Annotated in this window: 19 protein-coding genes and 1 tRNA gene; 18 read left to right on the top strand and 2 right to left on the bottom strand. The window is 44.2% G+C overall.

The genetic code is table 11. The features are described 5' to 3' along the window. Complete coding sequence (locus tag BSHG_RS15975) at positions 1-345, bottom strand: hypothetical protein (protein WP_008658043.1); 345 nt, start codon at positions 343-345, stop codon at positions 1-3. 445 nt (positions 346-790) lie between these two features. On the opposite strand from BSHG_RS15975, the gene BSHG_RS15980 reads away from it, so the two are divergent. From BSHG_RS15980 to BSHG_RS16050, 15 genes are all read left to right on the top strand, one after another. Beyond that, positions 791-1,291 (top strand): HU family DNA-binding protein, encoded by a 501-nt coding sequence (locus BSHG_RS15980; RefSeq protein WP_005796726.1) that lies wholly within the window; start codon positions 791-793, stop codon positions 1,289-1,291. Between the two features lie 106 nt (positions 1,292-1,397). Continuing rightward, positions 1,398-1,874 (top strand): division/cell wall cluster transcriptional repressor MraZ, encoded by a 477-nt coding sequence (gene mraZ, locus BSHG_RS15985; protein WP_005801871.1) that lies wholly within the window; start codon positions 1,398-1,400, stop codon positions 1,872-1,874. Then, positions 1,871-2,785, top strand: a complete 915-nt coding sequence (gene rsmH, locus BSHG_RS15990) for a 16S rRNA (cytosine(1402)-N(4))-methyltransferase RsmH (protein WP_005784016.1) — start codon at positions 1,871-1,873, stop codon at positions 2,783-2,785. The genes mraZ and rsmH overlap by 4 nt, the downstream gene beginning before the upstream one ends. Before the next feature lie 28 nt (positions 2,786-2,813). Continuing rightward, on the top strand, positions 2,814-3,155 hold the full coding sequence (locus tag BSHG_RS15995; RefSeq protein WP_005784014.1) for an FtsL-like putative cell division protein: 342 nt from the start codon (positions 2,814-2,816) through the stop codon (positions 3,153-3,155). Positions 3,156-3,182: 27 nt separating this feature from the next. After that, entirely contained in the window at positions 3,183-5,282 is a 2,100-nt protein-coding gene (locus BSHG_RS16000) for a penicillin-binding protein (RefSeq protein ID WP_008658040.1), read from the top strand. A gap of 17 nt (positions 5,283-5,299) precedes the next feature. Next, positions 5,300-6,757 (top strand): UDP-N-acetylmuramoyl-L-alanyl-D-glutamate--2,6-diaminopimelate ligase, encoded by a 1,458-nt coding sequence (locus BSHG_RS16005; protein ID WP_005813784.1) that lies wholly within the window; start codon positions 5,300-5,302, stop codon positions 6,755-6,757. 85 nt (positions 6,758-6,842) lie between these two features. After that, complete coding sequence (mraY, locus tag BSHG_RS16010; protein WP_005784008.1) at positions 6,843-8,111, top strand: phospho-N-acetylmuramoyl-pentapeptide-transferase; 1,269 nt, start codon at positions 6,843-6,845, stop codon at positions 8,109-8,111. A 139-nt stretch (positions 8,112-8,250) separates the two neighbouring features. Further along, positions 8,251-9,585 (top strand): UDP-N-acetylmuramoyl-L-alanine--D-glutamate ligase, encoded by a 1,335-nt coding sequence (gene murD / locus BSHG_RS16015; RefSeq protein WP_005784006.1) that lies wholly within the window; start codon positions 8,251-8,253, stop codon positions 9,583-9,585. A 58-nt stretch (positions 9,586-9,643) separates the two neighbouring features. Next, entirely contained in the window at positions 9,644-10,939 is a 1,296-nt protein-coding gene (locus tag BSHG_RS16020) for an FtsW/RodA/SpoVE family cell cycle protein (protein WP_005784004.1), read from the top strand. Position 10,940: 1 nt separating this feature from the next. Beyond that, positions 10,941-12,083, top strand: a complete 1,143-nt coding sequence (gene murG / locus BSHG_RS16025) for an undecaprenyldiphospho-muramoylpentapeptide beta-N-acetylglucosaminyltransferase (protein WP_005784003.1) — start codon at positions 10,941-10,943, stop codon at positions 12,081-12,083. Further along, on the top strand, positions 12,080-13,474 hold the full coding sequence (gene murC / locus BSHG_RS16030) for a UDP-N-acetylmuramate--L-alanine ligase (protein WP_008658036.1): 1,395 nt from the start codon (positions 12,080-12,082) through the stop codon (positions 13,472-13,474). Before murG ends, murC begins: the two co-directional genes overlap by 4 nt. A 31-nt stretch (positions 13,475-13,505) precedes the next feature. After that, positions 13,506-14,246: a cell division protein FtsQ/DivIB gene (locus BSHG_RS16035; protein WP_005784001.1), complete on the top strand. Its 741-nt coding sequence runs from the start codon at positions 13,506-13,508 to the stop codon at positions 14,244-14,246. A gap of 76 nt (positions 14,247-14,322) precedes the next feature. Further along, positions 14,323-15,753: a cell division protein FtsA gene (ftsA, locus tag BSHG_RS16040; protein ID WP_005783999.1), complete on the top strand. Its 1,431-nt coding sequence runs from the start codon at positions 14,323-14,325 to the stop codon at positions 15,751-15,753. A 26-nt stretch (positions 15,754-15,779) separates the two neighbouring features. Then, positions 15,780-17,090: a cell division protein FtsZ gene (ftsZ, locus tag BSHG_RS16045; RefSeq protein ID WP_005783997.1), complete on the top strand. Its 1,311-nt coding sequence runs from the start codon at positions 15,780-15,782 to the stop codon at positions 17,088-17,090. 74 nt (positions 17,091-17,164) lie between these two features. Then, a complete protein-coding gene (locus tag BSHG_RS16050; protein ID WP_005783995.1) occupies positions 17,165-17,614 on the top strand; it encodes a GatB/YqeY domain-containing protein in 450 nt (149 codons plus the stop codon). Between the two features lie 109 nt (positions 17,615-17,723). Here the strand turns inward: BSHG_RS16050 and recO are convergent, their stop codons facing one another. After that, positions 17,724-18,452, bottom strand: coding sequence for a DNA repair protein RecO (recO, locus tag BSHG_RS16055; protein WP_005783992.1), 729 nt, complete (start codon positions 18,450-18,452; stop codon positions 17,724-17,726). A 298-nt stretch (positions 18,453-18,750) separates the two neighbouring features. On the opposite strand from recO, the gene BSHG_RS16060 reads away from it, so the two are divergent. From BSHG_RS16060 to gyrB, 3 genes are all read left to right on the top strand, one after another. Next, positions 18,751-18,822, top strand: a tRNA-Glu gene (locus BSHG_RS16060). Between the two features lie 39 nt (positions 18,823-18,861). Continuing rightward, positions 18,862-19,116: a 30S ribosomal protein S20 gene (gene rpsT, locus BSHG_RS16065; protein ID WP_005783989.1), complete on the top strand. Its 255-nt coding sequence runs from the start codon at positions 18,862-18,864 to the stop codon at positions 19,114-19,116. A gap of 180 nt (positions 19,117-19,296) precedes the next feature. Then, the gene (gyrB, locus tag BSHG_RS16070; RefSeq protein WP_005783987.1) at positions 19,297-21,255 is read left to right on the top strand and encodes a DNA topoisomerase (ATP-hydrolyzing) subunit B; all 1,959 of its coding nucleotides are present in this window, start codon (positions 19,297-19,299) and stop codon (positions 21,253-21,255) included. The last annotated feature ends 63 nt before the right edge of the window (positions 21,256-21,318 follow it).

Raw genomic sequence — 21,318 nt, 5'->3', positions numbered from 1 at the left:
TCAACATTCTGTTCTTTTACCATCACATTCCACCCACCGAGTCTCTGTAATAATAACTATACCTTCCTTTTTAATTCCTCGTTTGCAATATTCAGCTCCCCAGCAAGTAATACTACCATCCGCCGCTCCCGTCCAGCTATCATAACAAGTAAAAGTAATCTTACATGATCCTGAAAGCGAAAGTTCAGTATCTCCAGGTGTTTCTGCTTCAATCATTGCCATTGCGTCTATCGCAGCCAAACGCAACTTCACTTTTGCATTAGTTGAACCAACTGAAATCCAAACATTGATAAAAGAAATCGTAACAACGAGCACCACAATCAAACTAAAGATTTTCCGTTTCATAATAAAAAGACTTATAGATTTATACTACAAACTCAAATCATATTCTAAATCGTAAATATAACATATTTTTTAATAAATAGCATTACTTCCTGCATTTATTTTATTATAGATACCTTAAATAATGGTTTCATGCTAAATAAAACAATCAATTAAAGTATTTTATCACCAAGCAACCACTTATTTAAATAAAATCACAGACTGTAATAACAGCTTTCCAGCTTATTTTCCTTGTATATCTCCATTATTTCACATACCTTTGTCTAAAATTAAGGTATTAAAACATCCGGATGTTATATATCAAAACACCCGGATGTTTTATATCAGAACATCCGGATGTTATCTATTAAAACATCCGGATGTTTTCAGACATAACTTATAGATGTTATATACCTATATAATAAGAGGCAAAAAGGAAATGTATTCATATTAAAAACCTAAAATACTAATGTCCATCAATTACGCAGTTACCAAGAAAGTAGACAAGAGCAAAGGTATCGCCAAAGAACGATATTATGCCACTACACGCGCTTTACAGAAAAAACCCGTAAACAGTGTACAAATTGCTAATCAACTCGCAGAAAGAAGCTCTCTTCAAAACGGAGACGTACTCTCTGCACTTACTCAATTATCGGATATTATTGCCGCTCACCTGAAGGAAGGGCGTACTGTTTCCATCGATGGATTGGGCAATTTCTACCCCAGTATCACCAGTGAAGCAGTGGACAAACCGGAAGAATGCACCGCCAACAAAGTATGGGTATCCCGTATTTGCTTTAAGGCCGCACCCGCTTTCCTGAACAATGTGCGGAAAACCGATTTTGTCAGCCTGCAACTTAAATACGGACGCAAGTCTGCAAAGTCACAAAACGGTTCCGACAAGGAGACAACCGATGTTATCCCCCACCAGCAAAGCATCTCTGAAGATTCTTCATTATCAGACGAATAAGCAATTAACAATCGGTTGAAAACTTCTCAAAAAGTTTTTGGTGGAAAATTGTGGGGAATTGTGGGGAAATACCTACTTTTACGGTCGCTTATTATAATAAGGTGAAATGATACGTTTTTTAGGCAATATTGAAGCAAAGGCGGACGCGAAAGGAAGAGTTTTTATCCCCGCCCAATTCAGACGGCAACTACAGTCCGGCTCTGAAGACAAGCTCATCATGCGCAAAGACGTATTTCAAGACTGCCTGGTGCTCTATCCGGAAGAGGTCTGGAATGAAGAACTGGACGAACTTCGGCAGCGACTGAATAAATGGAACGCCAACCACCAACTTATCTTCCGCCAGTTCGTCAGTGACGTCGAAATCATCACGATGGACGGCAACGGACGTATACTGATACCGAAACGCTATCTGCAAATCACCGGTATACAAAGCGACGTACGCTTTATCGGGGTAGACAATAAGATAGAAATCTGGGCGAAAGAACGTGCGGAAAAACTCTTTATGGAACCCAAAGCATTCGGAGCAGCCCTGGAAGAGATTATGAAAGAAGAACGGAGAACAACGAACAACGAGCTAAAATGAAAGAAGAAGAAACAACATATCACGTACCGGTACTGCTAAAAGAAAGTGTAGATGCCATGAACATATCTCCCGACGGGACTTACGTAGATGTCACCTTTGGTGGTGGCGGACATTCCCGCGAGATACTTTCACGGCTCGGAGACGGAGGACGCCTGCTAGGATTCGACCAGGACGAAGATGCCGAGCGCAACATTGTAAATGATCCGCATTTTACTTTTGTACGAAGCAACTTTCGTTACCTGCACAATTTTCTACGTTATCACGATATCGGAGAGGTAGACGCTATATTGGCTGATCTCGGCGTCTCTTCCCACCACTTTGACGACAGCGAACGGGGATTCTCTTTCCGCTTTGACGGGAAACTGGACATGCGCATGAACAAACGTGCAGGCATTACGGCTGCCGATGTGGTAAATACATATGAGGAGGAACGCCTTGCCGACATTTTCTACTTGTATGGCGAACTGAAGAACAGCCGCAAACTGGCATCCGTCATTGTGAAGGCACGTACCGGACAGAAAATAGAAACGATCGGTGAGTTTCTTGAAATCATAAAGCCTCTCTTCGGCCGCGAAAGAGAGAAAAAAGAGTTAGCTAAAGTTTTTCAGGCACTCCGCATTGAAGTGAACCAGGAGATGGAAGCCCTGAAAGAGATGCTGATGGCCGCGACAGAAGCATTAAAGCCCGGAGGACGACTGGTGGTAATCACTTACCACTCACTGGAAGACCGCATGGTGAAAAACATCATGAAAACCGGCAATGTAGAAGGCAAGGCCACACAGGACTTTTTCGGCAATTTACAGACACCTTTCCGCCTGGTAAACAATAAAGTGATCGTACCCGACGAGGATGAGATAACACGCAATCCCCGGTCGCGCAGTGCCAAGTTGAGAATAGCCGAGAAGAAGTAAGGGAACAGAGTGAAACAAGAGAAGTGAAATGGAAGATAAAGAAGCAAAAAAGAAGAAAAGCAACTCCCTGAAAAGTATTCTGGGAGGTGATATTCTGGCTACCGACTTTTTTCGCCGCCAGACTAAATTGCTGGTACTGATTATGGTGCTCATCATTTTCTACATTCATAATCGCTACGCAAGCCAGCAACAGCAAATCGAAATAGATAAGTTGAAAAAAGAACTGATCGACATAAAATATGATGCACTGACACGAAGTTCGGAATTGATGGAAAAAAGCCGTCAGTCGCGGATAGAGGATTATATATCGACCAAAGAAAGTGACTTGCAGACATCAACCCATCCACCTTATTTAATCAGTACGAAATAGAAGATGGCTGTAAACAAGAAAAATATAATGACCCGCTACTTCTTCGTCATCCTGTTGATGGGACTGATAGGAGTAGCCATTGTTGTCAAAGCAGGCATCACGATGTTTGCCGAACGACAATACTGGCAGGATGTGGCCGACCGTTTCGTCAAGGAGAATGTAACGGTGAAACCCAACCGCGGAAACATCATTTCGTCCGACGGCAAACTGATGGCCAGTTCGCTGCCGGAATACCGTATATATATGGACTTCAAAGCCGGTGGAGTAAAAAAAGACACCATGCTGATGAATCATCTGGACGAGATATGCGAAGGACTTCATAAAATATTCCCTGATAAAAGCGCTTCGGAATTTAAGACTCACCTTAAGAAAGGGCGCAAACAGGGAAGCCGTAACTATCTGATTTATCCGAAGCGTATTTCATATATTCAATATAAAGAAGCTAAACGCCTTCCGGTGTTTAACCTCAACAAATACAAAGGCGGATTCCATGAATTGGCTTATAACCAAAGAAAGAAACCTTTTGGTTCACTTGCCGCCCGTACGTTGGGTGACTTATATGCCGATACGGCCCAGGGAGCTAAAAATGGTATCGAGTTGGCTTTTGATTCTATCCTCAAAGGACATGACGGAATTACTCACCGGCAAAAGGTGATGAATAAATACCTGAACATTGTGGATATTCCTCCGGTAGACGGTTGTGACCTGCTTTCTACCATCGACGTAGGCATGCAGGATATCTGCGAGAAGGCATTGACCGATAAACTAAAAGAGCTGAATGCCAGCGTAGGTGTGGCCGTATTGATGGAAGTGGCAACCGGCGAAGTAAAAGCCATTGTCAACATGACGAAAGCCGGAGATGGCAATTATTACGAAATGAGGAATAACGCTATCAGCGATATGCTCGAGCCGGGATCAACATTTAAAACAGCTTCTATCATGGTGGCCCTTGAAGATGGCAAGATCACTCCGGAAGACGGTATAGATACGGGAAACGGTATCAAGATGATGCACGGTCGGCCCATGAAAGACTGGAACTGGTATAAAGGAGGATATGGCTACCTGACGGTTACGCAAATTCTGGAAGTATCTTCCAATATAGGAACTTCGAGCATTATCGAAAAATATTATGGAAGTAATCCGCAAAAGTTTGTCGACGGACTGAAACGAATGAGTATCGACCAGCCCCTCCAACTGCAAATAGCAGGAGAAGGCAAACCCAACATAAAAGGTCCTAAAGAGCGCTATTTTGCAAAGACCACTCTGCCATGGATGAGTATCGGCTATGAAACTCAGGTACCTCCCATGAATATACTGACATTCTATAACGCCATTGCCAACAACGGAGTTATGGTACGGCCGAAGTTTGTGAAAGCAGCCATTAAGAACGGAGAAATAGTGAAAGAGTATCCTACGGAAATCATCAATCCGAAAATCTGTTCGGAGCGGACCTTGAAGCAGATTCAGGAAATTCTCTATAAGGTGGTACACGAAGGTCTGGCTGCTCCGGCAGGTTCCAAGCAATTTGCCGTTTCGGGTAAAACTGGTACGGCACAGATCTCACAAGGTGCCGCCGGATATAAATCGGGACGGGTGAACTATCTGGTCAACTTCTGCGGATATTTCCCTTCGGAAGCTCCGAAATACAGCTGCATCGTTTCTATACAGAAACCGGGACTTCCCGCTTCGGGAGGTTTAATGGCAGGTAGCGTATTCAGCAAAATAGCCGAAAGAGTGTATGCCAAAGATTTACGCTTGGACATCAGGAATGCAATCGATACCAATACAGTAGTGATTCCCGATGTAAAAGCAGGCGAAATGATAGAAGCAAGGCAAGTATTGGAAGGCCTAAATATCCAGACACAGGCTGAATTTAAGGCTAAAAAGAACAAAGAGGTGTGGGGACATGCACAGGCAGCCCCCAAAGCAGTAATCCTGCAGGGAAAAGAACAATTACGCAACTTTGTGCCCAGCGTAATAGGTATGGGTGCCAAAGACGCTGTATACCTGCTGGAAAGTAAAGGATTGAAAGTAACCCTGTCGGGAGTCGGCAAAGTAAAGAGCCAGTCGTTGCCCCAGGGAACTACCATCAAGAAGGGACAAACCATCAGTATCCATCTGAATTGATTATTATAGATTAAGGTATGAAACTAAAAGAGATTCTAACATCTATCCAACCGGTGAAAATTACCGGAAATCAGGATATCGAGATAACCGGGGTTGACATCGACTCCAGACAGGTAGAGTCCGGCCATCTGTTTATGGCCATGCACGGCACACAGACCGACGGACATGCCTACATTCCGGCAGCGGTTGAAAAAGGTGCCACGGCCATTCTTTGTGAAGAGTTACCTGCAGAACTTGCAGAAGGAGTTACCTACATTCAGGTTGCCGACAGCGAAGATGCCGTAGGAAAAGCAGCTACGACTTTCTACGGAAATCCGAGCTCAAAATTGGAACTGGTAGGCGTTACCGGAACAAACGGAAAGACAACGATTGCCACCTTATTATATAATACGTTCCGATACTTCGGCTATAAAGTGGGATTAATCTCCACGGTATGCAATTATATAGATGATGAAGCCATTCCTACCGAACATACCACTCCCGACCCGATCACATTGAATCGTTTATTGGGACGCATGGCGGACGAAGGTTGCAAATATGTTTTCATGGAGGTCAGTTCACACTCCATCGCACAAAAAAGAATCAGCGGACTGAAATTTGCCGGCGGCATCTTCACCAACCTGACACGCGATCATCTGGACTATCATAAAACAGTAGAGAACTACCTGAAAGCAAAGAAGAAGTTCTTCGACGATATGCCTAAGAACTCGTTCAGTCTGACCAACCTGGACGATAAAAACGGACTGGTGATGACACAGAACACCAAGTCGAAAGTATATACTTACTCTCTCCGCAGTCTGAGCGACTTCAAAGGAAGAGTATTGGAATCTCATTTCGAGGGGATGCTTCTCGACTTTAACAACCATGAACTCGCAGTTCAGTTTATCGGAAAATTTAATGCATCGAACTTACTGGCTGTATTTGGTGCTGCCGTATTGCTGGGCAAGAAAGAAGAGGACGTGCTGGTTGCTCTCAGTACGCTGCATCCGGTTGCCGGACGCTTCGATGCCATCCGTTCTCCACAAGGATATACAGCCATTGTAGACTATGCACACACACCGGATGCCCTGGTCAACGTCTTGAACGCCATACATGGAGTGCTCGAAGGAAAAGGCAAGGTAATTACCGTAGTAGGTGCAGGCGGTAACCGCGATAAAGGGAAACGCCCTATCATGGCAAAAGAAGCAGCCCGGGCAAGCGACCGGGTCATCATAACTTCGGATAATCCCCGTTTCGAAGAGCCGCAGGATATCATCAACGACATGCTGGCAGGACTGGATACCGAGGATAAGAAAAAAACGCTAAGCATCGCAGACCGTAAAGAAGCTATCCGCACGGCTTGTATGCTTGCAGAAAAAGGAGATGTGATTCTGGTTGCCGGAAAAGGACACGAGAATTATCAGGACATCAAAGGAGTGAAGCATCACTTTGATGATAAAGAAGTTTTAAAAGAGATTTTTTCATTGACTGTTTAAGCAGATCGGATTGAAACACCTCCGCTTATAAGCACCGGATGTTATTCAATCGAAAAGCGTAAATCGTCTAACCGTAAATAAAGTTATGTTATACTATCTGTTTGAATGGCTACACAAACTCAACTTTCCGGGTGCCGGAATGTTTGGGTACACCTCGTTCCGTGCATTGATGGCTATCATCCTGGCACTGCTTATTTCCAGTATCTGGGGAGATAAGTTCATCAATCTGCTGAAACGGAAACAGATCACCGAGACGCAGCGTGATGCCAAAATCGATCCGTTCGGCGTCAATAAAGTAGGAGTGCCCAGCATGGGGGGTGTCATCATTATCGTAGCAATCCTGATCCCCTGTCTGTTATTGGGGAAACTGCATAATATCTATATGATACTGATGCTGATCACCACCGTCTGGCTGGGATCTTTAGGATTTGCAGACGATTATATAAAGATATTCAAAAAGGATAAAGAAGGGCTCCACGGTAAATTCAAAATTATCGGTCAGGTGGGTCTCGGCTTAATTGTCGGACTGACTCTATATCTGAGTCCGGACGTAGTGATTCGTGAAAACATAGAAGTTCAGAAATCGGAAAACGAAATCGAAGTAATACATGGCACTCACGATCTGAAATCTACCCAGACCACGATTCCTTTTTTCAAAAGCAACAACCTGGACTATGCCGACCTTGTAGGCTTTATGGGAGAACACGCTCAAACAGCCGGATGGATTTTGTTTGTCATTATCACCATCTTTGTCGTGACAGCCGTGTCAAACGGAGCCAACCTGAATGATGGTATGGATGGTATGGCAGCAGGCAATTCCGCCATCATCGGACTAACGCTGGGCATATTGGCTTATGTATCGAGCCACATCGAGTTTGCGGGTTACCTGAATATCATGTATATTCCCGGAAGTGAGGAACTGGTAATCTTTATATGCGCTTTTATCGGAGCATTGATCGGTTTCTTATGGTACAATGCCTATCCGGCCCAGGTATTCATGGGGGATACGGGCAGTCTGACCATTGGAGGTATCATTGCGGTATTTGCCATTATTATTCACAAAGAATTGCTAATCCCGATTCTCTGCGGTATATTTCTGGTTGAAAACCTTTCAGTACTTCTGCAGCGCTTCTATTATAAAGCCGGAAAAAGAAAGGGTGTAAAACAACGCCTCTTTAAGCGGGCCCCGATACACGACCATTTCCGTACTTCGATGAGTCTGGTAGAGCCGGGATGCAGCGTAAAGTTTACGAAGCCCGATCAGTTGTTCCACGAATCAAAAATCACAGTCCGCTTCTGGATTGTAACCATCGTGCTGGCAGCTATTACGATTATAACACTGAAGATTAGATAACAGAAGTGACGAGCAACAGGCTATGAGCTACAAGTGCCTGCCGCTAATCACAAAGTATGAACCTAAAACTTGTAGCATAAAGAAAAAGATCTATCGACGGATCGACAAATTCCGGTTGATAAATCGAAACCTAAAAATCATGAAAAGAATTGTAGTATTAGGAGCCGGTGAAAGCGGTGCGGGAGCAGCCGTTCTGGCCAAAGTAAAAGGATTCGATACTTTCGTATCGGATATGTCTGCTATCAAGGATAAGTATAAAACTCTCCTTGACGGCCATGGCATTGCCTGGGAAGAAGGCCGACACACAGAAGAACAGATTTTGAGTGCTGACGAAGTTGTGAAAAGCCCCGGAATTCCTAATGACGCCCCACTGATTCTGAAATTGAGAGAACAGGGCACACCTATCATCTCGGAAATAGAATTTGCCGGCAGATACACCGATGCCAAAATGATCTGTATCACCGGCTCGAACGGAAAGACGACCACAACCTCGCTTATCTATCACATTTTTAAAAGCGCAGGACTAAATGTGGGACTTGCCGGAAACATCGGTAAAAGCCTGGCATTGCAAGTGGCCGAAGAGAAACATGATTATTATGTAATCGAATTGAGTTCATTCCAGTTGGATAACATGTATAACTTCCGTGCCGATATCGCTGTATTGATGAACATTACACCGGACCATCTGGACCGGTACGACCATTGTATGCAGAACTATATTAACGCAAAGTTTCGTATTACGCAGAATCAGACTTCGGAAGACGCGTTTATCTTCTGGAACGATGACCCTATCATCAAACGTGAACTGGACAAACATGGCATTCGTGCCCACCTGTATCCATTCTCGGCAATCAAAGAAGAAGGATCTATCGCCTATGTGGAAGACCATGAAGTAGTAATTACCGAACCGATCGCTTTCAATATGGAACAGGAACAGTTGGCCCTGACCGGCCAACACAATCTTTATAACTCTTTAGCCGCCGGTATCTCCGCCAACCTTGCCGGTATCACCAAAGAAGATATAAGGAAAGCGCTCAGTGACTTTCAGGGGGTAGAACACCGCCTGGAGAAGGTGGCACGCGTACGTGGCATTGATTTTATCAATGACTCCAAAGCAACGAATGTAAACTCTTGCTGGTATGCCTTGCAGAGTATGACTACTAAAACGGTATTGATTCTCGGAGGAAAAGACAAGGGAAACGATTATACGGAAATAGAAGAACTGGTACGGGAGAAATGCTCGGCACTGGTCTACCTGGGATTGCACAACGAAAAGCTTCATGAGTTTTTCGACCGTCTCGGACTCCCTGTAGCCGAAGTACAGACCGGCATGAAGGATGCCGTAGAAGCAGCTTACAAGCTGGCGAAAAAGGGAGAAACAGTATTGTTGAGTCCATGTTGCGCCTCCTTTGACCTTTTCAAGAGCTATGAAGACCGTGGCGAACAGTTTAAGAAGTATGTAAGAGAATTATAAAAATCAGAGTCCTGAGCCATAAAAGGTTCAGGCTCCGAAGAGCTAAAAACTTAAAGCAGTGGATCTATTAAAGAACATATTCAAAGGTGATAAGGTAATCTGGATTATTTTCCTTTGCCTCTGCCTCATCTCTATCATAGAGGTGTTTAGTGCTGCCAGTACGCTGACTTATAAAAGTGGCGACCACTGGGGACCCATCACACAACATTCCATCATCCTGATGGTAGGTGCGGTCGTAGTGGTCCTGATGCACAACATCCCTTATAAGTGGTTTCAGGTGTTTCCGGTTTTCCTCTACCCTATTTCGGTAGTATTGCTGGCTTTCGTAACTTTGATGGGAGTCATCACAGGTGACCGTGTGAACGGAGCCGCCCGCTGGATGAGTTTTATGGGGTTACAGTTCCAGCCTTCAGAACTGGCCAAGATGGCAGTAATCATCGCGGTTTCTTTCATTCTATCCAAAAAGCAGGATGATGAAGGGGCCAATCCGAAAGCTTTTAAGTATATCATGATACTGACCGGACTGGTATGTATGCTTATCGCTCCTGAAAACCTTTCGACAGCTATGCTGTTGTTCGGAGTAGTAGTATTGATGATGTTCATCGGACGTGTTGCATTCAAGAAGTTAGCCATGTTATTGGGCGGTCTGGCATTGGTTGGCTGTCTGGGAGCAGTATTTCTGCTGGCTATACCGAAGGATACCGATATCCCGTTCCTCCACCGGTTTGACACTTGGAAAAGTCGTATTACCAACTTTACGGAGAAAGAAGAAGTTCCGGCAGCCAAATTCGATATTGACAAAGATGCCCAGATAGCTCATGCACGCATTGCCATCGCTACCAGTAACGTGATAGGTAAGGCACCGGGAAATTCCATTCAGCGTGACTTCCTGAGCCAGGCATTCTCCGATTTCATCTTTGCCATTATCATTGAAGAGTTGGGGCTGGTAGGAGGCGCCTTTGTAGTCATACTCTACATCTGGCTATTGGTCCGGACAGGCCGAATCGCCCAAAAGTGCGAACGTACATTCCCGGCATTCCTCGTCATGGGTATTGCCTTGATGTTGGTATCACAAGCCATATTGAACATGATGGTAGCCGTCGGACTATTTCCTGTAACAGGACAACCTTTACCGCTAATCAGTAAAGGAGGTACAAGTACACTGATCAACTGTGCCTACATTGGCATGATACTGAGTGTCAGCCGCTATACCGCTTATCTGGAAGAGAAAAAAGAAAATCCTGCTCCTCTGCTCACCCAGAGTGAAGGAAATGAGGCGATTGCAAGTGAGGCACAGACTGCGGCCGAACCTACAGCAGAGGTTTTAAACAGTGATGCTAAATTTGAAGAGTAATATGAATAAAGAAAATAATAAAGAAGGACAGGGTGATGCCTTAAGAGTCATCATCAGCGGTGGTGGTACCGGAGGGCATATCTTTCCGGCCGTATCCATTGCAAACGCCATAAAAGAGTTACGTCCCGATGCACAAATTCTGTTTGTAGGAGCCGAAGGCAGAATGGAAATGCAACGAGTACCGGATGCAGGCTATCAGATTATCGGATTGCCTGTAGCAGGATTCGATCGTAAACATCTGTGGAAAAATGTCGCCGTATTATTAAAATTGGTACGCAGCCAATGGAAAGCACGAAACATTATCCGGCAATTCCGCCCTCAGGTAGCAGTAGGAGTAGGCGGATATGCAAGCGGTCCTACTTTAAAAATGGCGGGAATGATGGGAGTACCTACTTTAATACAAGAGCAGAATTCATACGCCGGAGTCACCAATAAACTATTGGCACAGAAAGCACGAAGAATTTGTGTGGCGTATGACGGAATGGAGAAATTCTTTCCTGCCAATAAAATCATTATGACAGGTAACCCGGTACGTCAGAATCTGCTAGCGGAAAAACCGGAACGTGAACAGGCTATTCGTTCTTTCGGGCTGAATCCGGAAAAGAAGACCATTCTGATTTTGGGTGGAAGCCTGGGGGCACGCACCATCAATAACACATTGATTGCGGGACTGCAACTGATTCGCCGGACTACAGACGTGCAGTTCATCTGGCAAACGGGAAAGATTTATCATCAACAAGTGACAGAAGCTGTAAAAGCAGCGGGAGAGATACCCAATCTGTTTGTAACGGACTTCATCAAAGATATGGCTGCCGCTTATGCTGCTGCCGACCTGGTTATTTCACGTGCCGGTGCAGGGTCTATTTCCGAGTTCTGCCTGCTAAATAAGCCCGTTATCCTGGTTCCGTCTCCTAATGTGGCAGAAGACCATCAGACCAAAAATGCTTTGGCTTTGGTGAATAAACAAGCAGCCATCTACGTAAAGGATGCGGAAGCAGAAAACAAACTATTACCGGTAGCACTGGAAACGATCGCCAATGCCGAGAAGCTGAGCGAACTCAGTGAAAACATTGCACACCTGGCTTTACCGGATTCTGCTGTCGTTATTGCAAAAGAAGTTATAAAATTAGCGCAACAATCATGAATATAGAAACGATTCAATCTGTATATTTTGTCGGGGCAGGCGGTATCGGAATGAGTGCCCTCGTCCGCTATTTTCTTTCTAAAGGAAAAGTAGTGGCAGGCTATGACCGTACTCCCAGTGAACTGACTCAACATCTTATAGAAGAAGGAGCACAGATCCATTACGAAGAGAATATCGATCTCATACCGGAGGCTTGCAAAGACAAAGCTACCACATTGGTAGTCCTGACCCCTGCCGTACCTCAGGAACATGCCGAATTAACTTACTTCCGTGATAATGGATTCGAAATACAGAAACGTGCACAAGTACTGGGCACCATTACCCGTTCCAGCAAAGGACTTTGTGTAGCCGGCACACATGGTAAAACCACTACCTCAACGATGACAGCCCACTTGTTTCATCAATCACATGTAGGTTGTACTGCTTTTCTGGGAGGTATTTCCAAAAATTACGGAACGAATCTACTACTCTCTTCAACCAGCCCTTATACGGTGATTGAAGCAGACGAATTTGACCGTTCATTCCATTGGTTGTCTCCTTATATGTCTGTCATTACCGCAACCGATCCGGATCATCTGGATATTTATGGCACCGAACAGGCTTATCTGGAAAGCTTTGAACACTACACCACACTGATTCAGCCCGGAGGAGCACTGATTATCCGCAAAGGCATTTCCCTACAGCCGAAAGTGAAAGAGGGAGTGAAGATGTATACTTACTCACGTGACGAGGGAGACTTTCATGCTGAGAACATTCGCATCGGAAACGGAGAAATCTTCATTGACTTCGTAGGGCCTGACATTCGTATCGACAACATTCAGCTAGGAGTACCGGTAAGTATAAATATAGAGAATGGTGTCGCTGCGATGGCGCTTGCCCACCTTAACGGAGTCACACCTGAAGAGATCAAACAGGGAATGGCCAGTTTCCGGGGTGTGGACCGCCGGTTCGACTTTAAAATCAAGAATAACCGGATTGTATTCCTGAGTGACTACGCACATCATCCATCCGAGATTAAACAAAGCGTGATGTCCATGCGTGAGTTGTACCGGGACAAAAAGATCACTGCAGTTTTTCAGCCACACCTCTATACCCGTACCCGCGACTTCTACAAAGATTTTGCCGACAGTCTGTCTTTACTCGATGAAGTGATACTGGTAGATATCTATCCGGCGCGCGAGCAACCTATTCCGGGAGTAAGCAGCCGGCTGATATATGACAACCTACGTCCAGGTATTGAAAAAAGCATGTGCAAGAAAGAAGAAATACTCGATGTACTGAAAGCAAAACATATCGAAGTATTAATTACATTGGGAGCAGGAGACATAGACAACTATGTTCCGGATATTTGTGACTTATTGTCCCGAAGAATGGTTCCTTCGGACAATTAATTTGTAAATCGTCAAAACAATAAATTTCCTTATGATAAAAAGAATTCTTCTGACCATCGTCATGTTACTTCTCATAGCCTACCTTGTAGCAGCTGTGACAGTGTTCAACGACAAACCTGCCCATCAGGTATGCCGTGACATGGAATTAGTGATCAAGGATACACTCAATGCCGGTTTCGTTACCAAGAACGAGGTGGCTGCCATCCTGCAGAAGAAAGGCATTTATCCCGTTGGAAAGAAAATGGACCGGGTACACACCAAAACATTAGAAAAAGAGTTGGATAAACATCCACTCATCAATGAAGCTCAATGCTATAAAACGCCAAACGGCAAAATTTGTGTGGAAGTAACCCAACGCGTACCGATTCTCCACATCATGAGCAGCAACGGTGAAAACTACTATTTGGATAACAAAGGAAAAATGATGCCGCCCGATGCAAAATGCGTAGCACACCGGGCAATTGTCACCGGAAATGTAGAAAAGTCGTTTGCAATGAAGGATTTATATAAGTTTGGTGTATTTTTGCAAAACAATCCGTTCTGGGAAGCCCAGATTGTACAGATTAACGTGCTGCCCGGAAAAGAAATCGAATTGGTTCCCCGGGTAGGCAATCATATTATCTATTTGGGTAAACTGGAACATTTTGAGGATAAACTGAAACGCTTGAAGACCTTTTACGAAAAAGGGCTCAACCAGGTAGGATGGAATAAGTATTCGCGTATCAGCCTGGAATTTGGAAATCAGATTATCTGCACAAAAAAGAAACAATAATTTGTAAACAGCTAAACGTACCTTTGTGTTAAAGAGATAAGTCTATAATACGAAAGGGAATAAAATAGGATTTTATATGGCAACAACAGATTTTATCGCCGCTATTGAACTGGGTTCATCGAAGATAGCCGGTATAGCCGGAAAGAAGAATAGTGATGGAAGTATACAGGTATTAGCTTATGCCAGGGAGGATTCGTCTTCTTTCATCCGGAAAGGAGTGATCTATAATCTGGATAAAACGGCACAAAGCCTGACTTCAATCATCAATAAACTGGAGGGGGCTCTCAATAACTCAATTGCCAAGATCTATGTGGGTATCGGCGGACAATCGCTCCGTACGGTGCGCAATGTGGTAAGTCGCGATCTTGAAGAAGAAACTATTATTTCTCAGGAACTGGTCGACTCAATCTGTGATGAGAACCTCGAGATACCACTGATCGATATGGATATACTGGACGTTGCTCCACAAGAATACAAAATAGGAAACAATCTTCAAGCCGACCCTGTCGGTGTAGCCGGAAGCCACATTGAAGGGCGTTTTCTGAATATTGTAGCACGTGCTTCGCTCAAGAAAAATCTGGAACGCTGCTTCGAACAGGCTAAAATAGAAATAGCAGACCTATTGATCTCACCTCTGGTTACTGCCGATGCAGTACTGACGGAAAGTGAAAGACGCTCCGGCTGCGCACTGATCGACTTTGGTGCCGACACATCTACCATTTCCATTTATAAGAATAATATCCTCCGCTTCCTCACTGTGCTGCCGCTAGGAGGAAACAGTATTACCCATGACCTCGTCTCTCTTCAGATGGAAGAAGAAGAGGCCGAACGCCTGAAAATCAGATATGGCAATGCTTTCTACGAAGAGGAAGAAGGCGAAGAACCTGCTACTTGCCAATTGGAAGACGGAAATAGAACGATAGAGTTAGGTAAACTGAATAATATCATCGAGGCACGTACCGAAGAGATTATCGCGAACGTATGGAATCAGATTCAACTTTCGGGATATGACGACAAACTTCTGGCCGGACTCATCATCACCGGAGGGGCCGCCAACCTGAAAGACCTGGACGAGGTTCTACGCAAACGGAGTAAAATAGAGAAGGTGAGAAACGCACGTTTCGTACGCAATACCATCCATGCAGACGAAGACGTTGTGAAGAAAGACGGTACACAAAACACCTTATTCGGACTGCTTATTGCAGGCAACGAAAACTGTTGTTTATTGGAAACACCCGCTCCACAGCCGCATATACAACCTCAGCCCCAGCCCGAACCGGTGAACATGTTTGAAGAAGACGAAAGTCTGAAGGAACAGGAAGCCGCTGCCCGCGCTGCCAAGAAGAAGAAAGAAGAAGAAGAGAAAAAGCGGAAAGAAGAAGAAAAGCAACGCAAGCTGGAAGAGAAGAAAAGAAGGGAAGAAGAGAGAAGAAATAAACCTAACTGGTTTAAATCGACTTTCGACAAACTTTCTAATGAAATTTTCTCTGACGAAGATATGAAATAAAGTGATAATTCATAATACAATATAATATGGACGAGATAGTACAATTCGATTTCCCTACAGATTCACCGAAAATCATCAAAGTGATTGGTGTAGGAGGTGGTGGAGGTAACGCCGTCAACCACATGTACCGGGAAGGCATACACGACGTAACATTCGTTCTCTGCAATACCGACAACCAAGCATTGGCTGAGTCTCCCGTACCGGTCAAACTGCAACTGGGACGTTCCATCACACAAGGACTCGGTGCCGGAAACCGTCCGGAGCGTGCACGTGATGCTGCCGAAGAGAGCATCGAAGACATCAAAACTCTGCTGAACGATGGTACCAAAATGGTGTTTATCACTGCCGGAATGGGTGGAGGAACCGGAACCGGAGCCGCTCCCGTCATCGCCCGTATCGCTAAAGAGATGGACATCCTGACTGTCGGAATCGTTACCATCCCTTTCATTTTTGAAGGCGAAAAGAAAATTATTCAGGCTCTGGACGGTGTAGAACGCATCGCACAACATGTAGATGCTTTGCTGGTAATCAACAACGAACGCCTGCGTGAAATCTACTCCGACCTGACTTTTATGAATGCATTCGGCAAGGCAGATGATACGCTATCAATCGCAGCCAAGAGCATAGCCGAAATTATCACCATGCGAGGTACGGTCAACCTGGACTTTGCAGATGTGAAAACGATTCTCAAGGACGGCGGTGTAGCCATCATGAGTACCGGATTCGGCGAAGGAGAAAACCGTGTGACCAAAGCAATAGACGATGCACTGCATTCACCTCTGCTCAATAATAATGATATTTTCAACGCCAAGAAGGTAATGCTGAACGTCTCCTTCTGTCCTGCTTCCGAATTGATGATGGAAGAAATGAACGAAGTACACGAGTTCATGAGCAAATTCCGCGAAGGTGTGGAAGTGATCTGGGGTGTAGCTATGGACAACTCACTGGATACGAAAGTAAAGATCACCGTATTGGCTACCGGTTTCGGTGTAGAAGACGTACCGGGCATGGACGACCTGCACGAAAAACGCAGTCAGGAAGAAGAAGAGCGACAGTTGCAACTGGAAGAAGAGAAGGAGAAGAACAAAGAGCGCATCCGCAAAGCATACGGTGAAAGTGCCAGTGGAATCGGAACACGCAATCTGCGTAAACGCCGGCATATCTATCTCTTCAATGCAGAAGACCTGGATAACGATGACATCATCGCCATGGTAGAGGACTCTCCTACTTACTTACGCGACAAAACAACTTTGGGTAAAATCAAAGCAAAAGCCGCACTGGAAGAAGAGATAGCAACAGAAGAGGCTATAGATGACAGTGGAGTTATCACATTTTAATTAAAGTAAAATATCGAATCATTAACCCGGATTTACCAATTGTAAACCGTAAATCGTTAAATCATAATAACATCATGGATTTATTCGAAAGAGTCAGCGAAGACATTAAAAACGCAATGAAAGCGAAAGATAAAGTAGCTCTCGAAACTCTCAGAAATGTAAAAAAGTTCTTTTTGGAAGCTAAAACAGCTCCGGGAGCTAATGACACCCTTACAGATGCAGATGCACTGAAAATCGTGCAAAAACTGGTAAAACAAGGTAAGGATGCCGCAGAAATATATATAGGACAAGGTCGTCAGGACTTAGCTGATGCAGAATTGGCTCAGGTGCAAGTTATGGAAACTTATCTGCCTAAGCAGATGAGTGCCGAAGAATTGGAAGCCGCACTGAAAGAAATTATTGCTGAAGTAGGTGCTACCAGCGGCAAAGACATGGGAAAAGTAATGGGAGTCGCTTCTAAAAAACTGGCAGGATTGGCCGAAGGACGCGCGATCTCAGCTAAAGTAAAAGAGTTATTGGGATAAGTCTCAAAACAGAAATACTTTCTACCCCCGGATGCAAGTCAGACTCGCATCCGGGGTATTTTGTTTATGGCTTGTCTATAATATATATCCCTCCAATATGCATGAAGCACTAATCAAACAGTTCCTTCAATACATCCAGTGACTTCAGTATAGGAAAATCGGGAAGATGCAGCCGATAATATTCATTAATAATAGCCAGACAACGGGCTCTTTCCGTACGGTTCATTCCAAAAAGATGCATGGTTTCATAATTCATACGCATCAACTGCAACAACCGTCCGGCTTCATCGGGCTGTATATAAGAAGAATGCAGTTGAGGACGAACGGACGTAAAAGTGGCATTCAACATATCAAAATAGTCACCCGCATGATAATCGTCCAGGTTGGGGTACAGCCCCAAAAAGCGTGAAAGACGCATCAGAAATACCAGATGGAAATTAGCAAAACTAATCTTACAGGTATCCAACCATAATATAGAATGTTGTAAATAGGCAAACAACGGACGGTTCTCAGCCTCCTCACGAATGGCACGATAAAGAAATTCAGCGAGAAAAAGAGCGATAGCCGATTTAAAAGGATCATAGGGAATAGAAGTAAAGGGACTGAAAGATTTGGCCTCCTTAATTCTAAAAAGTGAAGTATTCGGTCTGTAATCCGCCTCAAATTCGATTAAAGCCAATGGTTGAAACAACACCGATTTGACAGTAGCCTTCTTAGAACGAGGCACGGTGACCAAAAAGGACGCACGCCCTGACAACTCAGTATACATCTCTACGATATTCGATGTATCGTTATACTTTAATACATGAAGAACGATTCCAACCGTTTTTTGCAACATAGCTCTAACTTTTCTTTCCGGTAACAAAGCTACAAAAAAAGAGGAAATAGACAATCGAATACTACTATCTCAAAAAAAAATCATTCTTTCGCCAGAAAATAAAATAGTAAATAATAAATTGATTATCAACACATAACCTAAATAAAAACGAAAAACCATCAAAAATAATCAGAAAATTTTTCCGCGAATAGTTTGGTAGTTTCAAAAAAAGCCCTACCTTTGCACTCGCAATCGGGAAACAACGATACAGAACGAAAGCAAAGTGAAACAAAAAGAGCAGAAATGCTCAAAACATGATGGCCCGTTCGTCTATCGGTTAGGACGCAAGATTTTCATTCTTGAAAGGGGGGTTCGATTCCCCCACGGGCTACAATTAAAAAAATAAACGAATTAAAACAGATTAGTCGAGATGGCAAATCATAAATCATCAATCAAGAGAATCAGACAAGAAGAAACAAGAAGACTTCGTAACAGATATTATGGTAAAACCATGAGAAATGCTGTTAGAAAACTTCGTTCAACTACTGACAAAGCAGAAGCAACTGCTATGTATCCGGGCATCGTTAAGATGGTAGACAAGTTAGCTAAGACAAACGTTATTCATAAGAATAAAGCTAACAATCTGAAATCTAAGTTGGCCATTTACATCAACAAGCTTGCTTAAGAAATAAGATATATAACAGACTCTATATAATATTAGAAGCCGGACTTTTCAGTTCGGCTTTTTATGCTTTCAATTACCCGGTCGGGTTTATTTTTAATTCTTCTTTTTTCACTCTTCATTCTTCTCTAACTCAGATATTTTCACTATATTTGCTCTGTTATTATAATTAGGAATCAAATTATGAGCGAAGAACAGAATCCCACCAATAACGGGTCTTATTCAGCAGATAGTATCCAAGTATTGGAAGGACTTGAAGCAGTTAGAAAACGCCCTGCGATGTACATTGGTGACATCAGCGTAAAGGGACTTCATCACTTGGTATATGAAATTGTCGACAACTCTATCGACGAAGCATTGGCCGGTTATTGCGACCATATCGAAGTAACTATCAACGAAGACAACTCTATCACCGTACAGGATAATGGACGTGGTATTCCGGTAGATTTCCACGAAAAAGAGCAGAAATCTGCCCTCGAAGTTGCCATGACCGTACTGCATGCCGGAGGTAAGTTCGATAAAGGTTCGTACAAAGTATCCGGAGGTCTTCACGGTGTAGGTATGTCCTGTGTGAATGCATTGTCTACACACATGACTACCCAGGTATTCCGCAACGGTAAAATCTATCAGCAGGAATATGAAATCGGTAAACCGCTTTATCCCGTTAAAGAAGTAGGAATAGCGGACCACACAGGAACCAAACAGCAATTCTGGCCCGATGACAGTATCTTTACCGAAACCATTTATGATTATAAGATTCTGGCTTCACGTTTACGCGAATTGGCTTATCTGAATGCCGGTCTGCGCATCTCGCTGACAGATCGTCGCGTAGTGAATGAGGACGGCAGTTTCAAACACGAAACTTTCTATTCGGAAGAGGGTTTAAGAGAATTTGTACGCTTCATCGAATCGTCACGCGAACACTTGATTAACGATGTGATTTATCTAAACACAGAGAAACAAAACATCCCCATCGAGGTGGCTATCATGTACAATACCGGATTTTCAGAAAATATCCATTCGTACGTCAATAACATTAATACTATAGAAGGTGGTACGCATCTGGCAGGTTTCCGCCGCGCCCTGACCCGTACACTGAAGAAATATGCAGAAGACAGCAAAATGCTGGAGAAAGTTAAAGTAGAAATCTCCGGCGATGACTTCCGTGAAGGTCTGACAGCTGTGATCTCTGTAAAAGTAGCTGAACCCCAATTTGAAGGACAGACTAAAACTAAGTTGGGAAACAACGAAGTAATGGGTGCTGTCGATCAGGCGGTAGGCGAAGTACTAAACTATTATCTGGAAGAACACCCGAAAGAGGCTAAAGCAATTGTAGACAAAGTGATTTTGGCTGCTACTGCACGCCACGCCGCCCGCAAAGCGCGTGAGATGGTACAGCGTAAATCTCCTATGTCAGGTGGCGGTCTTCCGGGTAAACTGGCCGACTGCTCGGACAAAGATCCACAGAAGTGTGAGTTGTTCCTCGTCGAGGGAGACTCTGCCGGCGGTACAGCTAAGCAAGGCCGTAACCGTGCATTTCAGGCTATTCTTCCACTACGCGGTAAGATTCTGAACGTAGAGAAAGCCATGTATCACAAAGCGCTTGAAAGCGAAGAAATACGCAATATATACACGGCACTGGGTGTCACTATCGGAACGGAAGAAGACAGCAAAGCTGCCAATATCGATAAGTTGCGCTATCATAAAATCATTATCATGACCGATGCCGACGTCGATGGATCACACATCGACACACTGATCATGACTTTCTTCTTCCGCTATATGCCACAGATCATCCAGAATGGCTATCTGTACATTGCCACTCCCCCGCTCTACCTTTGCAAAAAGGGAAAAATAGAAGAGTATTGCTGGACAGATGCGCAACGCCAGAAGTTTATCGACACTTATGGTGGCGGTTCGGAAAATGCAATCCATACACAGCGCTACAAAGGTTTGGGTGAGATGAATGCCCAGCAGTTGTGGGAAACGACTATGGATCCGGAAAACCGTATGCTGAAACAGGTTAATATCGACAACGCAGCAGAAGCCGACTATATCTTCTCCATGTTGATGGGTGAAGACGTAGGTCCACGCCGCGAGTTCATTGAAGAGAATGCAACGTATGCAAATATCGATGCATAATTCGTAATATAAACACCAACCTCACATCTTACAACGAAGAAGCGCCGGCGCTGAAGGAAAATC

Origin of the sequence: Bacteroides sp. 3_2_5 (assembly GCF_000159855.2) — a bacterium.
GTDB classification, from domain to species: domain Bacteria; phylum Bacteroidota; class Bacteroidia; order Bacteroidales; family Bacteroidaceae; genus Bacteroides; species Bacteroides fragilis.
This window is presented reverse-complemented; position numbering and strand designations above follow the sequence as displayed.

Coding starts and splice junctions, on each gene's coding strand:
- BSHG_RS16000 (WP_008658040.1), top strand. CDS start 3,183: ATGACCCGCTACTTCTTCGTCATCCTGTTGATGGGACTGATAGGAGTA.
- BSHG_RS15975 (WP_008658043.1), bottom strand. CDS start 345: ATGAAACGGAAAATCTTTAGTTTGATTGTGGTGCTCGTTGTTACGATT.
- murD (WP_005784006.1), top strand. CDS start 8,251: ATGAAAAGAATTGTAGTATTAGGAGCCGGTGAAAGCGGTGCGGGAGCA.
- gyrB (WP_005783987.1), top strand. CDS start 19,297: ATGAGCGAAGAACAGAATCCCACCAATAACGGGTCTTATTCAGCAGAT.
- recO (WP_005783992.1), bottom strand. CDS start 18,452: ATGTTGCAAAAAACGGTTGGAATCGTTCTTCATGTATTAAAGTATAAC.
- murG (WP_005784003.1), top strand. CDS start 10,941: ATGAATAAAGAAAATAATAAAGAAGGACAGGGTGATGCCTTAAGAGTC.
- mraZ (WP_005801871.1), top strand. CDS start 1,398: ATGATACGTTTTTTAGGCAATATTGAAGCAAAGGCGGACGCGAAAGGA.
- rsmH (WP_005784016.1), top strand. CDS start 1,871: ATGAAAGAAGAAGAAACAACATATCACGTACCGGTACTGCTAAAAGAA.
- rpsT (WP_005783989.1), top strand. CDS start 18,862: ATGGCAAATCATAAATCATCAATCAAGAGAATCAGACAAGAAGAAACA.
- BSHG_RS16005 (WP_005813784.1), top strand. CDS start 5,300: ATGAAACTAAAAGAGATTCTAACATCTATCCAACCGGTGAAAATTACC.
- murC (WP_008658036.1), top strand. CDS start 12,080: ATGAATATAGAAACGATTCAATCTGTATATTTTGTCGGGGCAGGCGGT.
- BSHG_RS16050 (WP_005783995.1), top strand. CDS start 17,165: ATGGATTTATTCGAAAGAGTCAGCGAAGACATTAAAAACGCAATGAAA.
- ftsA (WP_005783999.1), top strand. CDS start 14,323: ATGGCAACAACAGATTTTATCGCCGCTATTGAACTGGGTTCATCGAAG.
- BSHG_RS15980 (WP_005796726.1), top strand. CDS start 791: ATGTCCATCAATTACGCAGTTACCAAGAAAGTAGACAAGAGCAAAGGT.
- mraY (WP_005784008.1), top strand. CDS start 6,843: ATGTTATACTATCTGTTTGAATGGCTACACAAACTCAACTTTCCGGGT.
- ftsZ (WP_005783997.1), top strand. CDS start 15,780: ATGGACGAGATAGTACAATTCGATTTCCCTACAGATTCACCGAAAATC.
- BSHG_RS15995 (WP_005784014.1), top strand. CDS start 2,814: ATGGAAGATAAAGAAGCAAAAAAGAAGAAAAGCAACTCCCTGAAAAGT.
- BSHG_RS16035 (WP_005784001.1), top strand. CDS start 13,506: ATGATAAAAAGAATTCTTCTGACCATCGTCATGTTACTTCTCATAGCC.